Source organism: Martinezella tropici (assembly GCF_003287875.1).
Lineage (GTDB): Bacteria > Pseudomonadota > Alphaproteobacteria > Rhizobiales > Rhizobiaceae > Rhizobium > Rhizobium tropici_C.
Map to the genome: position 1 here is coordinate 136,143 of NZ_QMKK01000024.1, position 16,128 is coordinate 152,270.

General features: G+C 59.5%; 20 protein-coding genes. 7 read left to right on the plus strand and 13 right to left on the minus strand.

The window, feature by feature from the left end; all coding sequences use genetic code 11:
• Positions 1-60: 60 nt before the first annotated feature.
• From DQ393_RS07810 to DQ393_RS07820, 3 genes are all read right to left on the minus strand, one after another.
• Positions 61-726: a YiiX/YebB-like N1pC/P60 family cysteine hydrolase gene (locus tag DQ393_RS07810; RefSeq protein WP_112341198.1), complete on the minus strand. Its 666-nt coding sequence runs from the start codon at positions 724-726 to the stop codon at positions 61-63.
• Between the two features lie 195 nt (positions 727-921).
• A complete protein-coding gene (locus DQ393_RS07815; RefSeq protein ID WP_112341250.1) occupies positions 922-1,812 on the minus strand; it encodes a dihydrodipicolinate synthase family protein in 891 nt (296 codons plus the stop codon).
• 81 nt (positions 1,813-1,893) lie between these two features.
• On the minus strand, positions 1,894-2,502 hold the full coding sequence (locus DQ393_RS07820) for a LysE/ArgO family amino acid transporter (protein ID WP_112341199.1): 609 nt from the start codon (positions 2,500-2,502) through the stop codon (positions 1,894-1,896).
• A gap of 163 nt (positions 2,503-2,665) precedes the next feature.
• Here DQ393_RS07820 and DQ393_RS07825 point away from each other — a divergent pair, with 163 nt between their 5' ends.
• Both DQ393_RS07825 and DQ393_RS07830 read left to right on the plus strand, forming a co-directional pair.
• Entirely contained in the window at positions 2,666-3,565 is a 900-nt protein-coding gene (locus DQ393_RS07825; protein WP_112341200.1) for a LysR family transcriptional regulator ArgP, read from the plus strand.
• 125 nt (positions 3,566-3,690) lie between these two features.
• A complete protein-coding gene (locus DQ393_RS07830; RefSeq protein WP_112341201.1) occupies positions 3,691-3,999 on the plus strand; it encodes a Dabb family protein in 309 nt (102 codons plus the stop codon).
• Positions 4,000-4,033: 34 nt separating this feature from the next.
• Here the strand turns inward: DQ393_RS07830 and DQ393_RS07835 are convergent, their stop codons facing one another.
• From DQ393_RS07835 to DQ393_RS34100, 6 genes are all read right to left on the minus strand, one after another.
• Complete coding sequence (locus DQ393_RS07835) at positions 4,034-4,720, minus strand: GNAT family N-acetyltransferase (protein WP_112341202.1); 687 nt, start codon at positions 4,718-4,720, stop codon at positions 4,034-4,036.
• Positions 4,717-5,211, minus strand: a complete 495-nt coding sequence (locus DQ393_RS07840; protein ID WP_112341203.1) for a MarR family winged helix-turn-helix transcriptional regulator — start codon at positions 5,209-5,211, stop codon at positions 4,717-4,719. Before DQ393_RS07840 ends, DQ393_RS07835 begins: the two co-directional genes overlap by 4 nt.
• Positions 5,212-5,359: 148 nt before the next feature.
• Positions 5,360-6,262, minus strand: a complete 903-nt coding sequence (locus tag DQ393_RS07845; RefSeq protein ID WP_112341204.1) for a metal ABC transporter solute-binding protein, Zn/Mn family — start codon at positions 6,260-6,262, stop codon at positions 5,360-5,362.
• 19 nt (positions 6,263-6,281) lie between these two features.
• Positions 6,282-7,154 (minus strand): metal ABC transporter permease, encoded by an 873-nt coding sequence (locus tag DQ393_RS07850; protein WP_112341205.1) that lies wholly within the window; start codon positions 7,152-7,154, stop codon positions 6,282-6,284.
• The gene (locus DQ393_RS07855) at positions 7,151-7,933 is read right to left on the minus strand and encodes a metal ABC transporter ATP-binding protein (protein WP_112341206.1); all 783 of its coding nucleotides are present in this window, start codon (positions 7,931-7,933) and stop codon (positions 7,151-7,153) included. The genes DQ393_RS07850 and DQ393_RS07855 overlap by 4 nt, the downstream gene beginning before the upstream one ends.
• On the minus strand, positions 7,930-8,058 hold the full coding sequence (locus DQ393_RS34100) for a hypothetical protein (RefSeq protein ID WP_281023982.1): 129 nt from the start codon (positions 8,056-8,058) through the stop codon (positions 7,930-7,932). Before DQ393_RS34100 ends, DQ393_RS07855 begins: the two co-directional genes overlap by 4 nt.
• 178 nt (positions 8,059-8,236) lie before the next feature.
• On the opposite strand from DQ393_RS34100, the gene DQ393_RS07860 reads away from it, so the two are divergent.
• Positions 8,237-8,482, plus strand: a complete 246-nt coding sequence (locus DQ393_RS07860) for a type II toxin-antitoxin system ParD family antitoxin (protein ID WP_112341207.1) — start codon at positions 8,237-8,239, stop codon at positions 8,480-8,482.
• The gene (locus DQ393_RS07865; RefSeq protein ID WP_112341208.1) at positions 8,483-8,791 is read left to right on the plus strand and encodes a type II toxin-antitoxin system RelE/ParE family toxin; all 309 of its coding nucleotides are present in this window, start codon (positions 8,483-8,485) and stop codon (positions 8,789-8,791) included.
• A 46-nt stretch (positions 8,792-8,837) separates the two neighbouring features.
• Here DQ393_RS07865 and DQ393_RS07870 read toward each other — a convergent pair whose 3' ends face one another.
• A complete protein-coding gene (locus DQ393_RS07870; RefSeq protein WP_112341209.1) occupies positions 8,838-9,323 on the minus strand; it encodes a peroxiredoxin in 486 nt (161 codons plus the stop codon).
• Positions 9,324-9,467: 144 nt separating this feature from the next.
• The gene (locus DQ393_RS07875; protein WP_112341251.1) at positions 9,468-10,295 is read right to left on the minus strand and encodes a protein-disulfide reductase DsbD domain-containing protein; all 828 of its coding nucleotides are present in this window, start codon (positions 10,293-10,295) and stop codon (positions 9,468-9,470) included.
• 140 nt (positions 10,296-10,435) lie between these two features.
• On the opposite strand from DQ393_RS07875, the gene DQ393_RS07880 reads away from it, so the two are divergent.
• From DQ393_RS07880 to DQ393_RS07890, 3 genes are all read left to right on the plus strand, one after another.
• On the plus strand, positions 10,436-11,041 hold the full coding sequence (locus DQ393_RS07880; protein WP_112341210.1) for a YqgE/AlgH family protein: 606 nt from the start codon (positions 10,436-10,438) through the stop codon (positions 11,039-11,041).
• A 95-nt stretch (positions 11,042-11,136) separates the two neighbouring features.
• On the plus strand, positions 11,137-11,328 hold the full coding sequence (locus DQ393_RS07885; protein WP_112341211.1) for a CsbD family protein: 192 nt from the start codon (positions 11,137-11,139) through the stop codon (positions 11,326-11,328).
• 137 nt (positions 11,329-11,465) lie between these two features.
• Positions 11,466-12,521 carry a zinc-binding metallopeptidase family protein gene (locus tag DQ393_RS07890; protein ID WP_112341212.1) on the plus strand — a complete coding sequence of 352 codons (1,056 nt, stop codon included), beginning with the start codon at positions 11,466-11,468 and terminating at the stop codon, positions 12,519-12,521.
• Positions 12,522-12,560: 39 nt separating this feature from the next.
• Here the strand turns inward: DQ393_RS07890 and DQ393_RS07895 are convergent, their stop codons facing one another.
• Together DQ393_RS07895 and DQ393_RS07900 are read right to left on the minus strand one after the other, a co-directional pair.
• Positions 12,561-15,473, minus strand: coding sequence for an EAL domain-containing protein (locus DQ393_RS07895; protein WP_112341213.1), 2,913 nt, complete (start codon positions 15,471-15,473; stop codon positions 12,561-12,563).
• Positions 15,470-16,084 carry a GNAT family N-acetyltransferase gene (locus tag DQ393_RS07900; RefSeq protein WP_112341214.1) on the minus strand — a complete coding sequence of 205 codons (615 nt, stop codon included), beginning with the start codon at positions 16,082-16,084 and terminating at the stop codon, positions 15,470-15,472. Before DQ393_RS07900 ends, DQ393_RS07895 begins: the two co-directional genes overlap by 4 nt.
• Between the last annotated feature and the right edge of the window lie 44 nt (positions 16,085-16,128).

Genomic DNA, 16,128 nt, shown 5'->3' on the forward strand with positions numbered 1-16,128 from the left:
AGACTTTTCACCAAAGGCTATTCCGGTTTCGGACTCTTATCGATGCTTTGCGCCGCACGATCAAAGCGGATAGTTCGAGTAGATCATCTTGAGATTTGGATCGTTGGCGATGCTGACGGGAGTCACGAGGCTCTGGTTGAGGATGTATCGATAGCACTGGTCGAAATCGTAGCCGCGTTCCGTGCATTCGCTGTCGCGCTTCCAGCGTGACTGAACGAGCTTTCTGACAAGGATATTGTCGATGTTTAGCTCCGATATTTTTTGCACCTTGCCAATCTCCAGACCTACCGCTTTGTAAGCGAGATAGGGCAGCTCGCTGCAATAGATCGCATCGTTGTTGAAGGAGAAGAAAAGATCGTAGGGTTTGCCGTAGAATGTGCGGGAATGCGATATGAGCTGTCGCGCCGTTTCAGGTGTGAGACGCTGATCGCGATAGATCGTAACCCGCTTCAGCAAGCCGCGATTGACCCAGGTTTCTAGCGGCGTTTCCTTGACCTTCTCTGCGGCCTCTATGACAGTGATGGTCCCGTGATCATTCTTGATGATGCCCATATGCGAAAAGGTGGAGCTGGTCGCGAATATGATGGCGCTTGATTGGTTGCTGGTCGATGTCTGAAAAATCAGGTCACCATCGTTAAGCGGAGGATAATCGCCACCAGCAGTGGCATAGAGTGTTCCTGCAACAAGGCAGGCCAATAGGATCGCGGCGGCTATCAGTTTCTTCATGCCATCCCCGGAACCAATTGAAAGTTCTTGATCAATTTATCTTCTTGAAAACACTTTTCGCGCTGAAAGATGGCATCTGGAAGGCTGGGCAACAAAACAGATGACGATGTGGCGGCAATTCCAGCGGGAGTCATCGAGCGGATACTTCCCGAAGGCAGGGATAAGGCAGGACTTGCCGCGCCGTACAAGGCGCGATCACCTCAGGATGTGATCGAGCGCGCTTCTTACACGCGGCCTTTCGGTTACGGAGAGCGGCAGGATCGGGCGCGGTGGATCAATCCGGCAAAGGTCGAGCGCTTCGGCAATCGCGTACATGACACGGAAGCTGCCGAACTCCTTGAACAGGTTCCATAGCGGCTGGAATTTTTGATCGAGCCGTTCCGTTTCGGCGGTGTCGCCGGCTTGGGCAGCCCGTGTGAGGGCCAGCGCTTCGGCGGGCAGGAGACCGGCGATCACGCTGTACCAGGCGTCACAACCCGCCAGTAGCCCGGCCGCGGCTCCCCAATCGCCGCTATAGCCGATGGAGAAATCCTTTGGCGTTTCCTGGCGCAGAAGTCCCATCTCTCCCTTGAAATCGCTCTCCGGCGGCAATGGCATCTTCACCGCCACGATGTTCGCCACCTTTGCCAGCCGGGCAATCAGCGCGTGGCTGAAGGTAAATCTCGTCGTGCCGGGATTGTTATAGATGCAGAGCGGCAGCTCGCCGGCCTCCGCGACGGCTGCGAAATGCTGGTAGACCTCTTCCTCCGTGAGTGGAGTATAGGACATGGGGGCAAGCAATAGCCCGTCCGCGCCGGCAGCCCTGGCGTCGCGCGCCAATGCCTGAGCCTCGTCGGTTCGCAGCGCTCCGACGCCGACGATGACGGGGATCTTGCCGCCGACACCTGTCATCGCGGCCTCAACGGCGCGCCGCCGCTCGTCGCGTGACAGAAAGGCGTAGCCGCCGGTGCTGCCGAGCAATCCAATGGAATCGGCGCCGGCCAGATGGATGCGTTCAAGCAGGCGTGTGAGCACTGCAATATCAACGTGTCCGGAAGCATCGGCCGGGGTAATGGGGAAGGCCGAAAGACCAGTAAAGAGCGTCATGATCGTCTTCATCCTTCCTTGAGCTCCGGACAACCGCGGCGATCGAAAACAGGCTGTTTGCCCATGAATACGCCGCGCAAGTCATATCCCGCTCAACAACTTGGTGGCAATCATCCACATGGTAAAAGCAATGAGCGTTTCCAGAATGCGCCAGGATGCGGGCTTCGCAAAGATCGGTCTCAGCCATCTCGCGCCAAAGCCAAGCGAAAAGAAGAACAGGAAGGAACCCGTCATGGCACCCGCCGCAAATGAAGCCTCGTTTCCCGGAAACCGGGTCGAGATCGTGCCAAGCAGCGCGACGGTATCGAGATAGACATGCGGGTTGAGCCAGGTGAGCGCCAGGCACATGGCGAGCGTCTGCCGGAAGCTCGCTGATTTCGCTTCTCCGGCGGCCAGCACCGCCGACGAACGCAAGGCGGAATAGAGGCTCCTTGCCCCATACCAGATGAGGAAGGCCGCTCCCGCATAGCGCATGACCGGATCGAGCCAGGGAAGCAGGGCGGCGATCTGGCGAAAGCTCGTCACCCCGAGCACGATGAGCGCGGCATCGGAGAGGGCGCAGGCGAGGCAGACGGCGAATACATGTTCGTTGCGAAGGCCCTGGCGCAGGACGAAGGCGTTTTGCGCACCGATCGCGACAATCAGGCTGAGGCCCATCGTGAGGCCTGTCAGGTAAATCGAAAAATTCATGCTCGAAGCAATTCCGGTAAAAGTGCGAAGCGGTTTTCGTCCGGAATTGCGCAAAAAAGAAAAGTTTTAGCGAAATGCTCCGAAATGAATGAGCCTTTCAGTATCGCCATATGTGGGTTTAGGCTAATTAATGTTGCTAACCCGGATTAAGAAAAACTAAGCTATGCTCGACTATTCAGCTCTCCGTGCCGTCTCAATGGTCGTGCAGACCGGCAGCTTCGAAAAGGCTGCGGGCATTCTGAACGTAACGCCGTCGGCCGTCTCGCAGCGGGTGAAACAGCTTGAGGAGCGCCTCGGCGTGGTTCTGATCGCCAGGGGCAACCCGTGCACCGCGACGGAAAAGGGCGAATGGCTCTGCCGCCATATGGAGAATGTCGGCATGCTCGAAGACGAGCTGTTCGGGCGCCTGCCGGCCCTCGCCGATCCGGGCGAGCCCCAGCAAAAGGTAATGCTTCGCATTGCCACGAATGCCGATAGCCTCGGGACGTGGTTCGTAGAGGCCATATCCGGCTTTGCCAAGCGCTCTCCCTATCTGCTGAATATCGCCATCGATGACCAGGATCATACCGCCGAATGGCTGCAGCGTGGGCGGGTGATCGCGGCCGTCACCAGCCTGGAAAAGCCGATCCAGGGATGCCGGCGCACATCCCTCGGTGCGCTCCGCTATCATGCGACTGCAAGCCCCGATTTCATGGCCCGGTATTTTAAAGCGGGCGTGACCCCGGAAGCGATCGTGAATGCGCCGGCCTTGACCTTTAACCAGAAGGACAGGCTTCAAAGCCAGTGGATACGCCAGACATTCGGAAAGGATTTTACCTATCCGAGCCACTGGCTGCCGTCGACACAGGGCTTCGTCGATGCCAGCCTCTCAGGCATGGGATGGGGCATGAATCCCATCCAGCTCGTACGGGAACATCTGCAGGCCGGGCGCTTGGTCGAGCTGATTCCCGATACCCCGCTGAACATCCCATTATATTGGCAGGTGAGCCGCCTCGCGGCCGATCGGCTTGCCGAATTAACGCGTGAGATCATCGCAACAGCCAAATACCATCTGTCGGCGTGAGCTGTGCTTCGAGCTGAGCAGTTTACAATTGGCTCCGCTGCCTGGAACGGAATGTTCGCGAATCGGCGCCTTGCCCCGCTGCCCTTTACCTCTATGCTGCTCCCGATTTCCAGGGAGACTGACTTATGATCCTGCATTGCGTTTTTCTTAGACTCAAATCCGCCCTGACACAGGAGGAGAAGAGGGCGCTCTTCGAATCCGTCGCCGCCTTGCAGAAGGTCATTCCGGGTATTGTCGACGTGAAATATGGGCCAAACGTCTCGCCCGAGGGCCTGCATGGCGGCTTCGCCGATGGATTTGTCGTCACTTTTGAAAGTGCCGAAGCGCGCGATGCCTATCTAGTGCATCCTGATCACGTCGCTGTCGGCGAACGGATCGTTTCGTCCACGGATGGCGGCCTGGCCGGCCTGATGATCTTCGATTTCAATCTTTAATGGAACGGGCGGCAGGCGCAGGCTTCGACCATGCTCATGCCGGCCGCCTGGGCGCGACGACCCGGAGGTTCATCTCGGAGCGCAAGCGGAAGCCCATTGCCCTGTAAAGCGAGATCGCAGGCGTGTTCGTGGCACGGGCGTGCAGGTAGACGGTTTCGTCTCTCGCCGAGATTTCGCCGGCAACGAAGCGGAAGAGCAGGGTGCCGAGGCCCCGTCCCTGAAAATCTGGATGGGTGCAAAGGCCGCTGAGTTCGGTAAAGCCAGGCTGGCGCATGCGCTGGCCGGCCATGGCAACGAGGCGGCCATCGATCTTCACACCCCAAAATGGGCCGAGACTTTGGGCGCGCAGCGTAAACGGGCCGGGTTCGGTCAGCGTGGCCAGGGCAAGCATCTCCGTTGCATCGGCTTCCGTCAGCGCTTCGATCCGGCTGTCGGAAATCCGCTGATAGGGCCGTTCCGCGATCATCTGCACCAACTTGCTTTCGGAGACGATCGTCAAGCCCTGGGGGAGTGGGAGAGGGTTGGCTTCCACGAGCGCCATGATCTCGCCGGCTGCCGGCAGACTCTGCAAAGCCTCCAGGCTTTCCGACGTATCATCGGCAGGCGCGGCGAAAGGCACGATGGAAGGTGGATAGCGGAGGGCATGCTCGCTGCCTTCGGCCAAGGTCGCGTGGGCGGTACGAAGCGCGCTCCAGGCCGGCCGGTCGAGAATATGGCTCATGGTTTCTGCTCCTTGTCGGGATTGCCCCGACGGGCAAGCGGCGCTTCGGCAAGCCCGTCCTCGATTGCGGCGAGTTGTTGCAGGATCGGCCTGGAACTCTCGCCGCAGAGCTCCGTTACCGCCTGTTCGATACGCGGCCAGACGAATCGTTTCGAATAATCGACGAGTTCCTGTCCTTGCGGGGTCAGCGAGACCAATCTTCGGCGCTGGTCTTCGGGCGAGGCCTGCATGTCGACATAACCCAATTCCAAAAGCTGAGAGATGGTGCGCGTGGCTCCCGGCTGGGTGATGCCGACAGCTTGCGCAAGTTCACCGATGGTAAGCGGACCAGCCCGATCGATTGCGGCCAGGAAGGGATATTGGGCAGATTGTAGCGAAACGCCAAGCTCCTCCATAATCTGCTGGGTGTCTGCCTGAAGTCGTTCGCCGATGCGACGAAAGCGGCTGCCGAGACAAAGGAATCCCAGCGATTTCACGATATCCTCGACCATGGCGATCCTCAACTCAATTTCATAACTAGTTATATAAATTGTTATGCAATTGCCGTCAAGTCATGAGTGCTGCAGCATGCTTGGGTTGGATATTGAGGTATGGGAGAAGCCGCGGGCATATGCCCGCGGCCATGCTTGTTCGGCTGCTTCAGCTCGACTTCGCCATCGCTGCAGCGAGTTGATCAACGTTATAACGGAACATTTTTTCATAAGTCGAAGCTGGCCCGTTGGCCTTTGACAGCGATTCGACATAGAGCTCACCGCCGGGTTCGGCGCCGGTTGCCTTGGCAACCTGCTTGACGAGGCGCGGGTCGTTTGAGTTTTCGAAGAAGTAAGTCTTCACATGCTCGGTCTTGATCTGCTCGATCAGCTGGGCGACCTTGGCAGCCGAGGCTTCCGTCTCTGTCGAAAAGCCAATCGGAGCAAGGAAGTTCACCTTATATTCGCGGCCGAAGTAGCCGAAGGCATCATGGCTCGTCAGCACTTTGCGGCGATCGTCCGGAATCTTGTCAAACTTGCTGTGCGCATAGGTGTCAAGCTCAGTCAGAACCTTCGTGTAGCGCTCGGCATTGGTCTTGAAATCGGCGGCGTCGGCCGGATCGGCGGCGGAAAGAGCCTTTTCGATATTGGCGACCCAGATCTTCACATTGATCGGGCTGTTCCAGACATGCGGATCGGTGACGGTCTTACCGTCATCCACCATGGTGCGGGTGTTGATGCCTTCGGAAGCGACAACAGGCGTTCCCTTGTAGCCGGATGCGCTGATCAGCCGGTCCATCCAGCCTTCCAGGCCTTCGCCGCTGACGAAGACGACCTTGGCAGCGTTCAGCGTCTTGGCATCGGCCGGAGACGGCTCGAATTCATGGGGGTCGCCGTTCGCGCCGACGAGGCTCGATACCTTCACGTGGTCACCGCCGACATGCTTGACGACATCGGCGAGCACGGTGAAGGACGCCACGACATTGAGCGTTTCGGCAGAAGCGGGTGCAGCGACGCCGAAGGCGACGAAGGCTGTTGCAGCCGCAGAGAGAAGCAGTCTCTGTTTGTTCATGCGAGTCTCCTTGTTCGGATTAGCCCCGGAGATGGGGACGGGGGAAGAACCGCCGGGCAAGGCCCGAGGGTGCGAAGAGAATGGAGAAGCCGTAGATCAGGCTGGCGGTGATGATGATCGTGGGGCCTGAAGCAAATTCGAGATGGTAGGAGGCAATAAGGCCGAGATAGCCTGAAGCCATCGCCGTGCCCGTTGCGATCGCCATCATGGCAGGCAGGCTGCGCGACCAGAGCTGCGCCACGGCGGCCGGCAGCATCATCAGCCCGACGGCCATCAGCGTGCCGAGCGCCTGGAAGCTTGCCACGAGATTAAGCACGACCAACAGCAGGAACAGGAAGTGATAGAGCGGTCCGCGTCCGCCGACCGCACGCAGGAAACCGGGATCGAAGCATTCCATCACAAGCGGCCGGTAGATGACGGCGAGCGCCAACAGCGTCACTGTGGTGATCGCGCCGATCTGGTAGAGGGCAGGCGCATCGATTGCAAGAATGGTGCCGAAGAGCACATGCAGAAGATCGATATTGGAGCCGCGCAGCGATACGATGAGAACGCCCAGCGCCAGCGAGGTCAGATAGAAGCTGGCAAAACTCGCATCCTCCTGCAGCACGGTCGTGCGGCTGACGAGGCCGGAGAGCAGCGCCACCGAAAGGCCGGCCACGAGCCCGCCAAGCCCCATGGCCGTCAGCGACAGCGAGCCGGCAATGAGATAGCCGATAGCAGCACCAGGCAGGACGGCGTGGCTCATCGCATCGCCCATCAGGCTCATGCGCCTGAGCATCAGGAAAACGCCGATAGGCCCGGAGCCGAGGCCGAGGCAGACGCAGGCAATCAGCGCGCGCCGCATGAAGCCGTAATCCGCGAAGGGCGCGAGGAAGATGTCGTAGACGGTCATTCGGCCGGCTCCCGCTTCGCGAGTTCGCCACTGTCATGCTCCTCTTCCGGCAGGCATGCTTCGGCCTCCTCGTCCCAGCTTTCGGCCATGGCGCGCGCCTTGATGAGGTTCGTTGGGCTCATGACATCTTCCGTCCTGCCCCATCCTACGAGTTCGCGGGCGATCAGCAGCGTTTCGGGGAAATAGCTTTGCACCTGCTCGAAATCGTGCAGCACAGCGATGACCGTGCGTCCCTCCCGGTTCCATCTCAGCACGAGGTCGAGAAGATCGCGTGTCGTGCGCTGGTCGATCGCGGTGAAAGGTTCATCCAGGAGAATGACACGGGCATCCTGCAGCAGCAGCCGCGCAAACAGTACCCGCTGGAACTGCCCGGCTGAAAGCGAGCCGATATGTCGGCTTTCGAAGCCTGACAGACCGACGATGCCGAGCGCATCGCGCGCCCGTTCGGCATCTTTGCGTGAAAATCGGCCGAAAGCACCGGCATTCTTCCAGGCGCCGAGCATGACAGTATCGGCGACCGAGATCGGGAAGAGGCGGTTCATATCGGCCGCTTGCGGCAGATAGCCGAAGTCGTTGCGCGTCAGCGGGCCGCGATCGACCGAGCCTTCCGCCGGCCGCAATTCGCCGACGATCGCTTTCAGCAGCGTCGACTTGCCGGCCCCGTTCGGCCCGGCAATCGCCGTCAGGCTGCCGGCGGCAAAGCCGCCCGAGATGTGGTGGACGGCCGGATGGCGCTCATAGGTGACGGTGAGATTGCTGAGGCGGATCAGATCGTTCATGCCAGCGCCACCGCCCAACCGATGGCGGCCCAGAGCACCGCAATGCCGATCGCCACATAGGCAAGGCGCATCAAGGCCGAGCGCCCCATGAGGGACGCTGCGAAAGGATCACGGTCAAAAGGCATTCCGGCGCTTTCAATTATGTAATAACATTACATGTTGTAGCCGATGAAATACGGCGAAAAAGAGGCGGAGAGTAGATTGGCAGTGGCCGAGCACCGGTAATTGGCGGCCTGCGTCAATAATGCTATAGATAGAGCATTATCTGTCATTCACTGGCCTGACGTTACGGGAGAGATGCTTATGAATGTTTCTATCGGTGAACGCTGGGAAAAATTCGTTGAGAAAACAGTGGAAGAGGGGCGTTACAGCTCCGCCAGTGAAGTTGTGCGCGAAGGTCTCCGGCTCGTAGAGGAGCGGGAGGCGAAAATAGCAGCGCTACGGCGTACTCTGGAGGCATCGATCGATCGCGGAGGCGATGTATCTGACGAGGAGCTTGGCGCCGCTTTGGAAGCCAAGGCGGCCGAACTGCCAAAAGAAAGCCGTTGAGTGCCTCGGCTTCGTTATACAGCCACAGCCCAGGATAACATCCTGGATATTCTTGTATTTATAACGCGTCAAAGCGGCAGCCCAAAAGTCGCTTTGGAATTTACTGGGCAATTACGCCGCAAGTGCGCAAATCTCGCCGCTTTGCCAGGTCACATGGGCCGCCTGCGGCCGGAGTTGAGAAACGACATGCGTAGCTTTGCATTTCGCGGATATGTGATCTTCTTCCGCTATATCGATGATGTTTTCGAGGTTGTGAATGTGCTCGAAGGACATCGCGATTTCGATGCCCATTTCCACGAGGACAAATAAAGAAAGAGCGCCTCTGAGGCGCTCTGCATTTTCCATCTGAATGATCTTAAAGCTGCTCGATCATCGCAGCCGCACCCGAAACCGTTGCCTGGCCGGGACTTTCCTCGATGTTCAGTGTCTTCACTACGCCGTCTTCCACCAGCATGGAATAACGCTTCGAGCGGATGCCGAGGCCGCCGGCGGAGAGGTCGACATCGAGGCCGAGCGCCTTGGTGAAGGAACCGTCCCAATCGGCAAGGAAATGAATCTTGCCCAGGCCGCCCGATGATTGTGCCCAGGCGCCCATGACATGCCAGTCATTGATGGCGACCACGGCGATGTCATCGACGCCCTTGGCGAGAATCGCGTCGCGGTTCTCGAGAAAGCCCGGCAGATGATTGAGCGAGCAGGTGGGCGTAAACGCGCCGGGAACGGCAAAGAGCACGACGCGCTTGCCGGCAAACAGCTGCTCGGTGGTGATCTCGACCGGGCCGTCGGCGGTCTTTTCCTTGAAGGTGGCGGCAGGCAGCGTGTCGCCGATGGCGATAGACATGGTTCTCTCCTCGGGTCGTGAATTCGGGGCGCTGCTGCGCCGCCGATGGTTTGAAGCGGGTGCAGGAAACTATAGAGCAATTCCAGGAAAAGTGCGCAGCGGTTTTCCGCCCGGATGCATAGATACAAATACTCCAGGTCCGGCCTATTCAAGCACAAGGCTGGTTTCCATCGCCCGATCGCCGTCGACGATCAGAATGCCCCAGCTCTTGCCTTTCGGATCATAATTCTTCGGCAGCTTGCCGATCTCAATATCGGTCGAGAAGGTGCTCCCATCCCGTTTTGCGTTCATTTGCTGGAAGAACACATAGCCCGATGGTCCCGTCACATAGATCGTTGGCGCATCGCCGGTTGCCTCCGGCAATGCCAGCTGCAGCGAAAGCGTCTTGGCATCGGCGGAGATTTTGTGGCTCTGAACAGCGAAATGGGATGAAGGGGCTTCCGGCAGCAGTGCTCTGGCAGCATCCAGCAGGGCGAGTTCATGTGTCGTCGGCTGCTCGCCGGCCGGCAGCGGCAACGAATAATCAGCTTGGAAGGGGATGCAGATCTCCTTGCACAGGCCTACGAAAGCGGTCAGCTTGAGTTCCGCCGGCGTCTTGCCGGTCACGCGAAAATCGAGCGGCAAGATCACCGGCGCATCATAGCCGATCTCCTTGATATTGCCGACCGTGATCTGCTTCGGCACAGGATAGCCGGCCTTTTCCAGCGTCACGCCGCTATCGGGTGCCGGCGTCACCTGAGGCGGAATTCCGCCCTGGCCCGGTTCGCGCCAATAGGTGATCCAGCCGGGCGCCGGTTCGATCTGCAGGGCGGCGCGGATATGTCCTTCCGCGCCAGGCGCAAGCGCTATCAGGCGCATGCGTCCACCTTGATTGTCCATCCATTCGCTCATGGCGGCATGGGCCGTTGCGGCGGTGAATAGAGAGGCGGCGAACAATGCCGAGAGGCGTATCGGAGTGCTTATTCCAATCATGAAACAAGGATTTAACGGATCGAATTGCCGGGGGCCAGCATGACGGAAGAGGGAAATGATCATTTTCAGTTGATTGATTTATGACATTGCCCCATCTTGATTAAAGGCGGTGCAGTTGCAGACTGCGGTCAGGAGGCACGATGTCCCTATCGACGCTGAAGAATAGACGCGAAAGAGGTTTTCTCGACGGTCAGTTCCTGATCGCCATGCCGGGCATGGAGGATCGGAACTTTCACCGGACGGTGGTTTATATCTGTGCCCATTCCGACGCAGGTGCCATGGGTTTCGTCATCAATCGGGCCCAGAAGCTGACATTCACCGATGTCCTCTTGCATCTCGAAATGATCAAGGACGACGATGCCATCGTGCTTCCGCAAGGCGCACGGGATTTTCCCATCCAGACCGGCGGTCCGGTTGAAAGCGGGCGCGGCTTCGTCTTGCATTCCGACGATTACATCAGCGACAGCAGCATTCCGGTCAGTGACGATATAAGCCTGACGGCGACGCTCGATATCGTCCGGGCTATTTCCAAGGGAAGCGGTCCGAAACGTGCGACGATGCTGCTCGGTTATGCCGGCTGGGGTGCCGGTCAGCTCGAGGCGGAGATCGGCAATAATGGCTGGCTGAACTGCCCGGCGAACGAAGAACTGATCTTCGACCGCAGCCTCGATAACAAATATGATCGGGCCTTGGCCCTCATGGGCATCAACGCCGCAATGCTGTCGCCGCACGCTGGCCACAGTTGAGCTGATTTGCGTTGTTTCGGAACGAAATAGCCGATGTGACGTTTCCCCGGCAGCGCAACGGCAATTCCGCCGTGCCAGCCAGGGAGGCGTCAGACATGAGCAGCACGACCGACAAGGTATCCGGTAAGGTGAACGAAATCGCCGGCAAGGCCAAGCAGATGACCGGCAAGGCGACCAACAACAAGGACATGCGCGCCAAGGGCGCTACGCAGGAAGCCAAGGGCAAGATGCAGACCGCCGTTGGCAAGGCCAAGGACAAGGTCAAAGGCGCGGTCGACCGGATGTGACCGGCTGTTGTATATTCCAATCCGTGCTCGCTGTTCCGTCTGAATTGACGTCGTAGCAGCGATGTTGGGAGGAAGAGCCTGTTACGGAAACGTGGCAGGCTCTTTGTTCTCGCCAATCTTGCATTTCCGAGGGGAGCATGCGGCTTTTCACCTGCGACCATTGCGGCCAGCCCGTCCATTTCGACAATAGGCAGTGCGTCCGCTGCGGCCATCAGCTCGGCTTCGTTCCCGATCGCCTGGCGATCTATGCACTCGACGCCGTCGACGATGTGACATGGCATCCTGTTTCCGAGCCTGAGAGGCCTGTGCGCTTCTGCGCCAATGCCGAGCTCGACATCTGCAACTGGCTCGTCGATACTGGCGATCCGCAGCCCTTTTGCGTCGCTTGCCGTCATAATCGGCTGGTACCGAATACCGATACGCAGCAGGGTATAGATCGCTGGCGGCGTATCGGTCAGGCGCAGAGGCATCTGTTCTATTCCTTGCTCCGCTGGAATTTGCCGCATCCCGATCGGCAGCAGGATCCGGATGGTGGCCTGGTTTTCGATTTCCTCGAGGATGAAGTGCAGGGCGGTACCGTCGTCCCGGCCATGACTGGCCACGAGGAAGGGTTGATCGCCATTCGCGCCGCCGAGGCGGATGATGTCACGCGAGAGCAGACGCGCGCCTCCATGAACGAGCCCTATCGCACCTTGCTCGGTCACTTCCGCCACGAGACGGGTCATTTCATCTGGAACAAGCTTGTTCGCGACCGCGGACGGTTCGACGGCTTCCGCGCTGTCTTCGGCGATGAGCGCGCCGATTATGGTGCGGCGCTTCAGGCCCATTACGACAATGGCCCTCCCGCGAACTGGCAGGAGAGTTTCATCAGCGCCTATGCTAGTGCGCATCCGTGGGAGGATTTTGCCGAGTGCTTCGCCCATTATCTGCATATCGTCGATACGCTGGAAACGGCGCGTTCCTTCGGACTGGCGATCGACCCCTATCGCTATCACGACATGGCCGCGGAGGTGGATTTCAATCCCTATGAGGCTGAAAGCGCCGAACAGCTCGTCAATGCCTGGATCCCGTTGAGCGTGGCGATCAATTCCATCCAGCGCAGCATGGGACAGCCGGATTCCTATCCCTTCATCCTCTCGCCGCCGGTGGTTGCGAAGCTCGACTATGTAAGGGAACTGATCGCCAGTGCCTGAGCGGCGCTGCGATCCATCGGCGCCGAGTAGGGGGAGGGACTAGGCGCGTTTCGTCAGCGGAAACCGTTCCTTCAACAGACGGAGCACCGAATCCGATCCCATCGGCGGGCCGAAGATGAAGCTCTGGCCGTAGGTGCAGCCGATCTTGGCCAGTTCCAGCGCATCCTCTTCGGATTCGATGCCTTCGGCGACCACGCGCATGTTGAGTTCGCGCGCCATGGAAATAACCGAACGCAGAAGAACAGCCTTCTTGTCGCTGTCGTCGCGGACCATCGCCTTGTCGAGCTTGATCGTGTCGAAGGGGAAGCGGGTGAGATAGGCGAGCGACGAATAGCCCGTGCCGAAATCGTCGAGCGCCAGACCGATGCCTGCGTCGCGCAGCTTGTCGAGCACGAGCCGCGCCTGTTCCGGATTCTCCATCACCTGCGATTCCGTCAGCTCCAGCTTGATACGGTTTGGGTCGCAATGGGTTTTGGCAAGCAGGGCACGGATATCGTCGTAAAGCTCGTTGTTGAGCAGCTGCACGCTGGAAAGGTTGATGGAGACGAACAGCGGCAGGTCGCCGGTCTGTCGCTGCCATGCCTTCAGGTCGTTGGTCGCCTGTTCGAGCGCGAACATGCCGAGCGGGCCGATGATGTCGGAAGCCTCCGCGATCGGAATGAATTCCGTTGGCGGAATATTGCCGCGCTTGGGATGCTCCCAGCGCATCAGCGCCTCGAAGCCTGCGACCTCGGCATCTTCCAGGCGGACGATCGGCTGATAGACCAGCGAAAGTTCCTTGCGCTCGACGGCGCGGCGCAGATCGGTTTCGAGCTGCAGCCGGTCGGTGCCGAAGCTGCGGAAAGCCGGCTGGAAAGGCTCGACGCGATTGCCGCCGGCGCGCTTGGCGCGATACATGGCGAGTTCCGCATCGCTCAGCATGCCGGCCGCATTTTCCTGCTGGTCGACCCACGACGTCAGCCCGACCGATGCCGTCAGGATGATTTCACGATTGGCGAAATTGATCGGCACCATGATCGCCTTGCTGATCGCGTCGGCAAAGTCGGCGACCTTGGCTGGATCGCGTTCGGAAACGAGGATGAGGCCGAACTGGTCACCGGAAAGACGCGCCAGCGTATCCTGCGGCTTCATCAGGCGGCGAAGGCGACGGGTCAGCGCGATCAGGATATTGTCGCCTGCGGCAAAGCCCAGCGTATCGTTGACGAGCTTGTAGCGATCGATGTCGATGACCATGACCGTCGGCCGCAATTGATTTCCATCGGAAGCCAGCGTCAGAACGGCCTGCAGGCGGTCGAGAAAGACCTGGCGGTTCGGCAATCCGGTGAGATTATCGTGGACGGCATCGTGCAGCAGCCGTTCGACTGAATTCTTCTGTTCGGTAATGTCGACGATCGTGCCGACGCAGCGGATGATCTCGCCGTTCGACCCCAGCACAGGCCGGGCGCGGATTGACAGCCAGTGGAAATGCCCGTCTTCGGCACGAATTCGGAATTCATGGTTCAGCCGGCCGCGCCGATGTTCCAGAAGCACGTCGAGTGTGGCGCGGAACCGATCGCGATCGTCGGGATGCAGCCGCGGCAGCCAGTTGCGCGCCGCGCCATGCATGGTGCCGGGCGAAAGGCCGAGCTTCATCGAGATATCGGGCGTCGTCACGACGCGGTCACGGGCGACGTCCCAGTCCCATACTGTATCGCCGGAGCCCGTCAGCGCCAGGGATTGCCGTTCCAGATCCGAGAACAGGCCCTGCTGGAAGGCGCCGCCGGCAAAGGCGTGCTGCATGACTGTGAAGCCGATCAGCAGAACGATGAGGACGAGGCCGCCGCCGAGCGCAGGCTGGATGATGTCGTTGTCGAGCTTGCCCATGACCGTCATCCAGGCTCCGAACAGCCAGACGAGGATCAGCGCCCAGGCGGGCACGAGCAGGATGGCACGATCATAGCGGCTGAAGCCGAGATAGATGATGAGCAGCAGACCCGCCGTTGCGGTCAGCGCCAGCGACAGCCGTGCAATGCCGGCCGCGATCGATGGATCGTAGATCGCCACGCCGAAGAGCAGGGCGAGGCCGAGAACCCAGGCGAGCGTCACGTAGCCGAGATGGGCATGCCAGCGATTGAGATTGAGATAGGTGAACAGGAAGATCACCAGGCTCGATGCAAGCGCCACCTCCGCACAGGCGCGCCATATTCGCTGGTCGCCGGAGGTTATGGTGATGAGCTTGCCGAGGAAGCCGAAATCCACGCAGATATAGCCGAGCACGGCCCAGGCGAGAGCCGCCGTCGCCGGCAGCATCGACGTGCCCTTGACCACGAAAAGGATGGTCAGGAACACCGCCAGCAGGCCGGCAATGCCGAGCACGATGCCGCGATAGAGCGTGAAGGCGTTGACTGTATCCTTGTAGGCGTTCGGTTCCCAGAGATAGAGCTGCGGCAGGTTCGGCGACGAAAGCTCGGCAACGAAGGTGACGACGGCACCAGGGTTCAGCGTGATGCGGAAGACATCGGCCTCGTCGCTCGGCTGTCGGTCGAGCGCGAAACCTTCGCTCGGCGTGATCGCGACGATGCGCTGCGAGCCGAGATCGGGCCAGAAGACCTTCGAATTCACCAGGCGGAAATGCGGAGCAACGATGACGCGCTCCAACTGCTCTTCGGAGACATTGGCGAGCGCGAAGACCGCCCAGTCGCCCTGGTGGTTCGGCGAGGAGGAGCGGACCTCGATGCGGCGCCGGATGCCATCGGCGCCGGCCGCCGTCGAAACCTGGAAGGCTTCACCTTGATTTCTGTAGATCTCCGTCGTCGCCGTCAGATCGAGAGCGGTATCGTCGCGCGAAATTTTTACGGGCTCTGCCGCATGCGCCATTCCGGCGATCAACAGCATCACGGTGGCCGCAAGCGTCGCGATAACAGCACATAGCCGCCGGGCCATCGTTCCCGTCTGCGTGAATCCGGCGATCATCGCTTGTCGAGGTTTCGGTTCGGGTTGGCGTCGGATGCCAACCTTGAAAACATCACATGGTCGCGCCACTGACCGTTGATTTTAAGATAACCGCGCAAATGACCTTCCCGCTGGAAACCGGCTTTTTGCAAAAGCCGCATGCTACGCTCATTGTCCGGAATACAGGCTGCTTCAATTCGGTGCAACTCAAGTCCGGAAAAGATATAGGGTATAACCAATTGAAGTGCGGCGAACATATGGCCCTGACCGGAATAACGCTCGCCCATCCAATATCCGATCATGCAGCTCTGCGCGGCACCGCGGCGAATATAGCCGATCGTAATCCCGCCAACCAGGGTCATGTTTTCCCGCAGGAAGATGAACAGCGGTATCGCCTGGCCGGAACTATATTCCTGCTTGCCGCGGATGATGCGGGCCCGATAGGCGCCCTCCGTCAGCTCGTCATGCCGCCAGGTCGGCTCCCAGGGTTCCAGGAAGCGGCGGCTCTCCGCCCGGAGCCTATGCCATTGGTTGAAATCGGAGTAGCGCGGCAGGCGCAGCAAATATGTATCGTTTTCGAGTTCAACCGCGTCCGAATGACGTGAGAGAAACCGAAAGACAGATTTTTGCATGCCGCCAAGCACTCCCCCGAGAATTGAACCCATAGGCTCGCGGC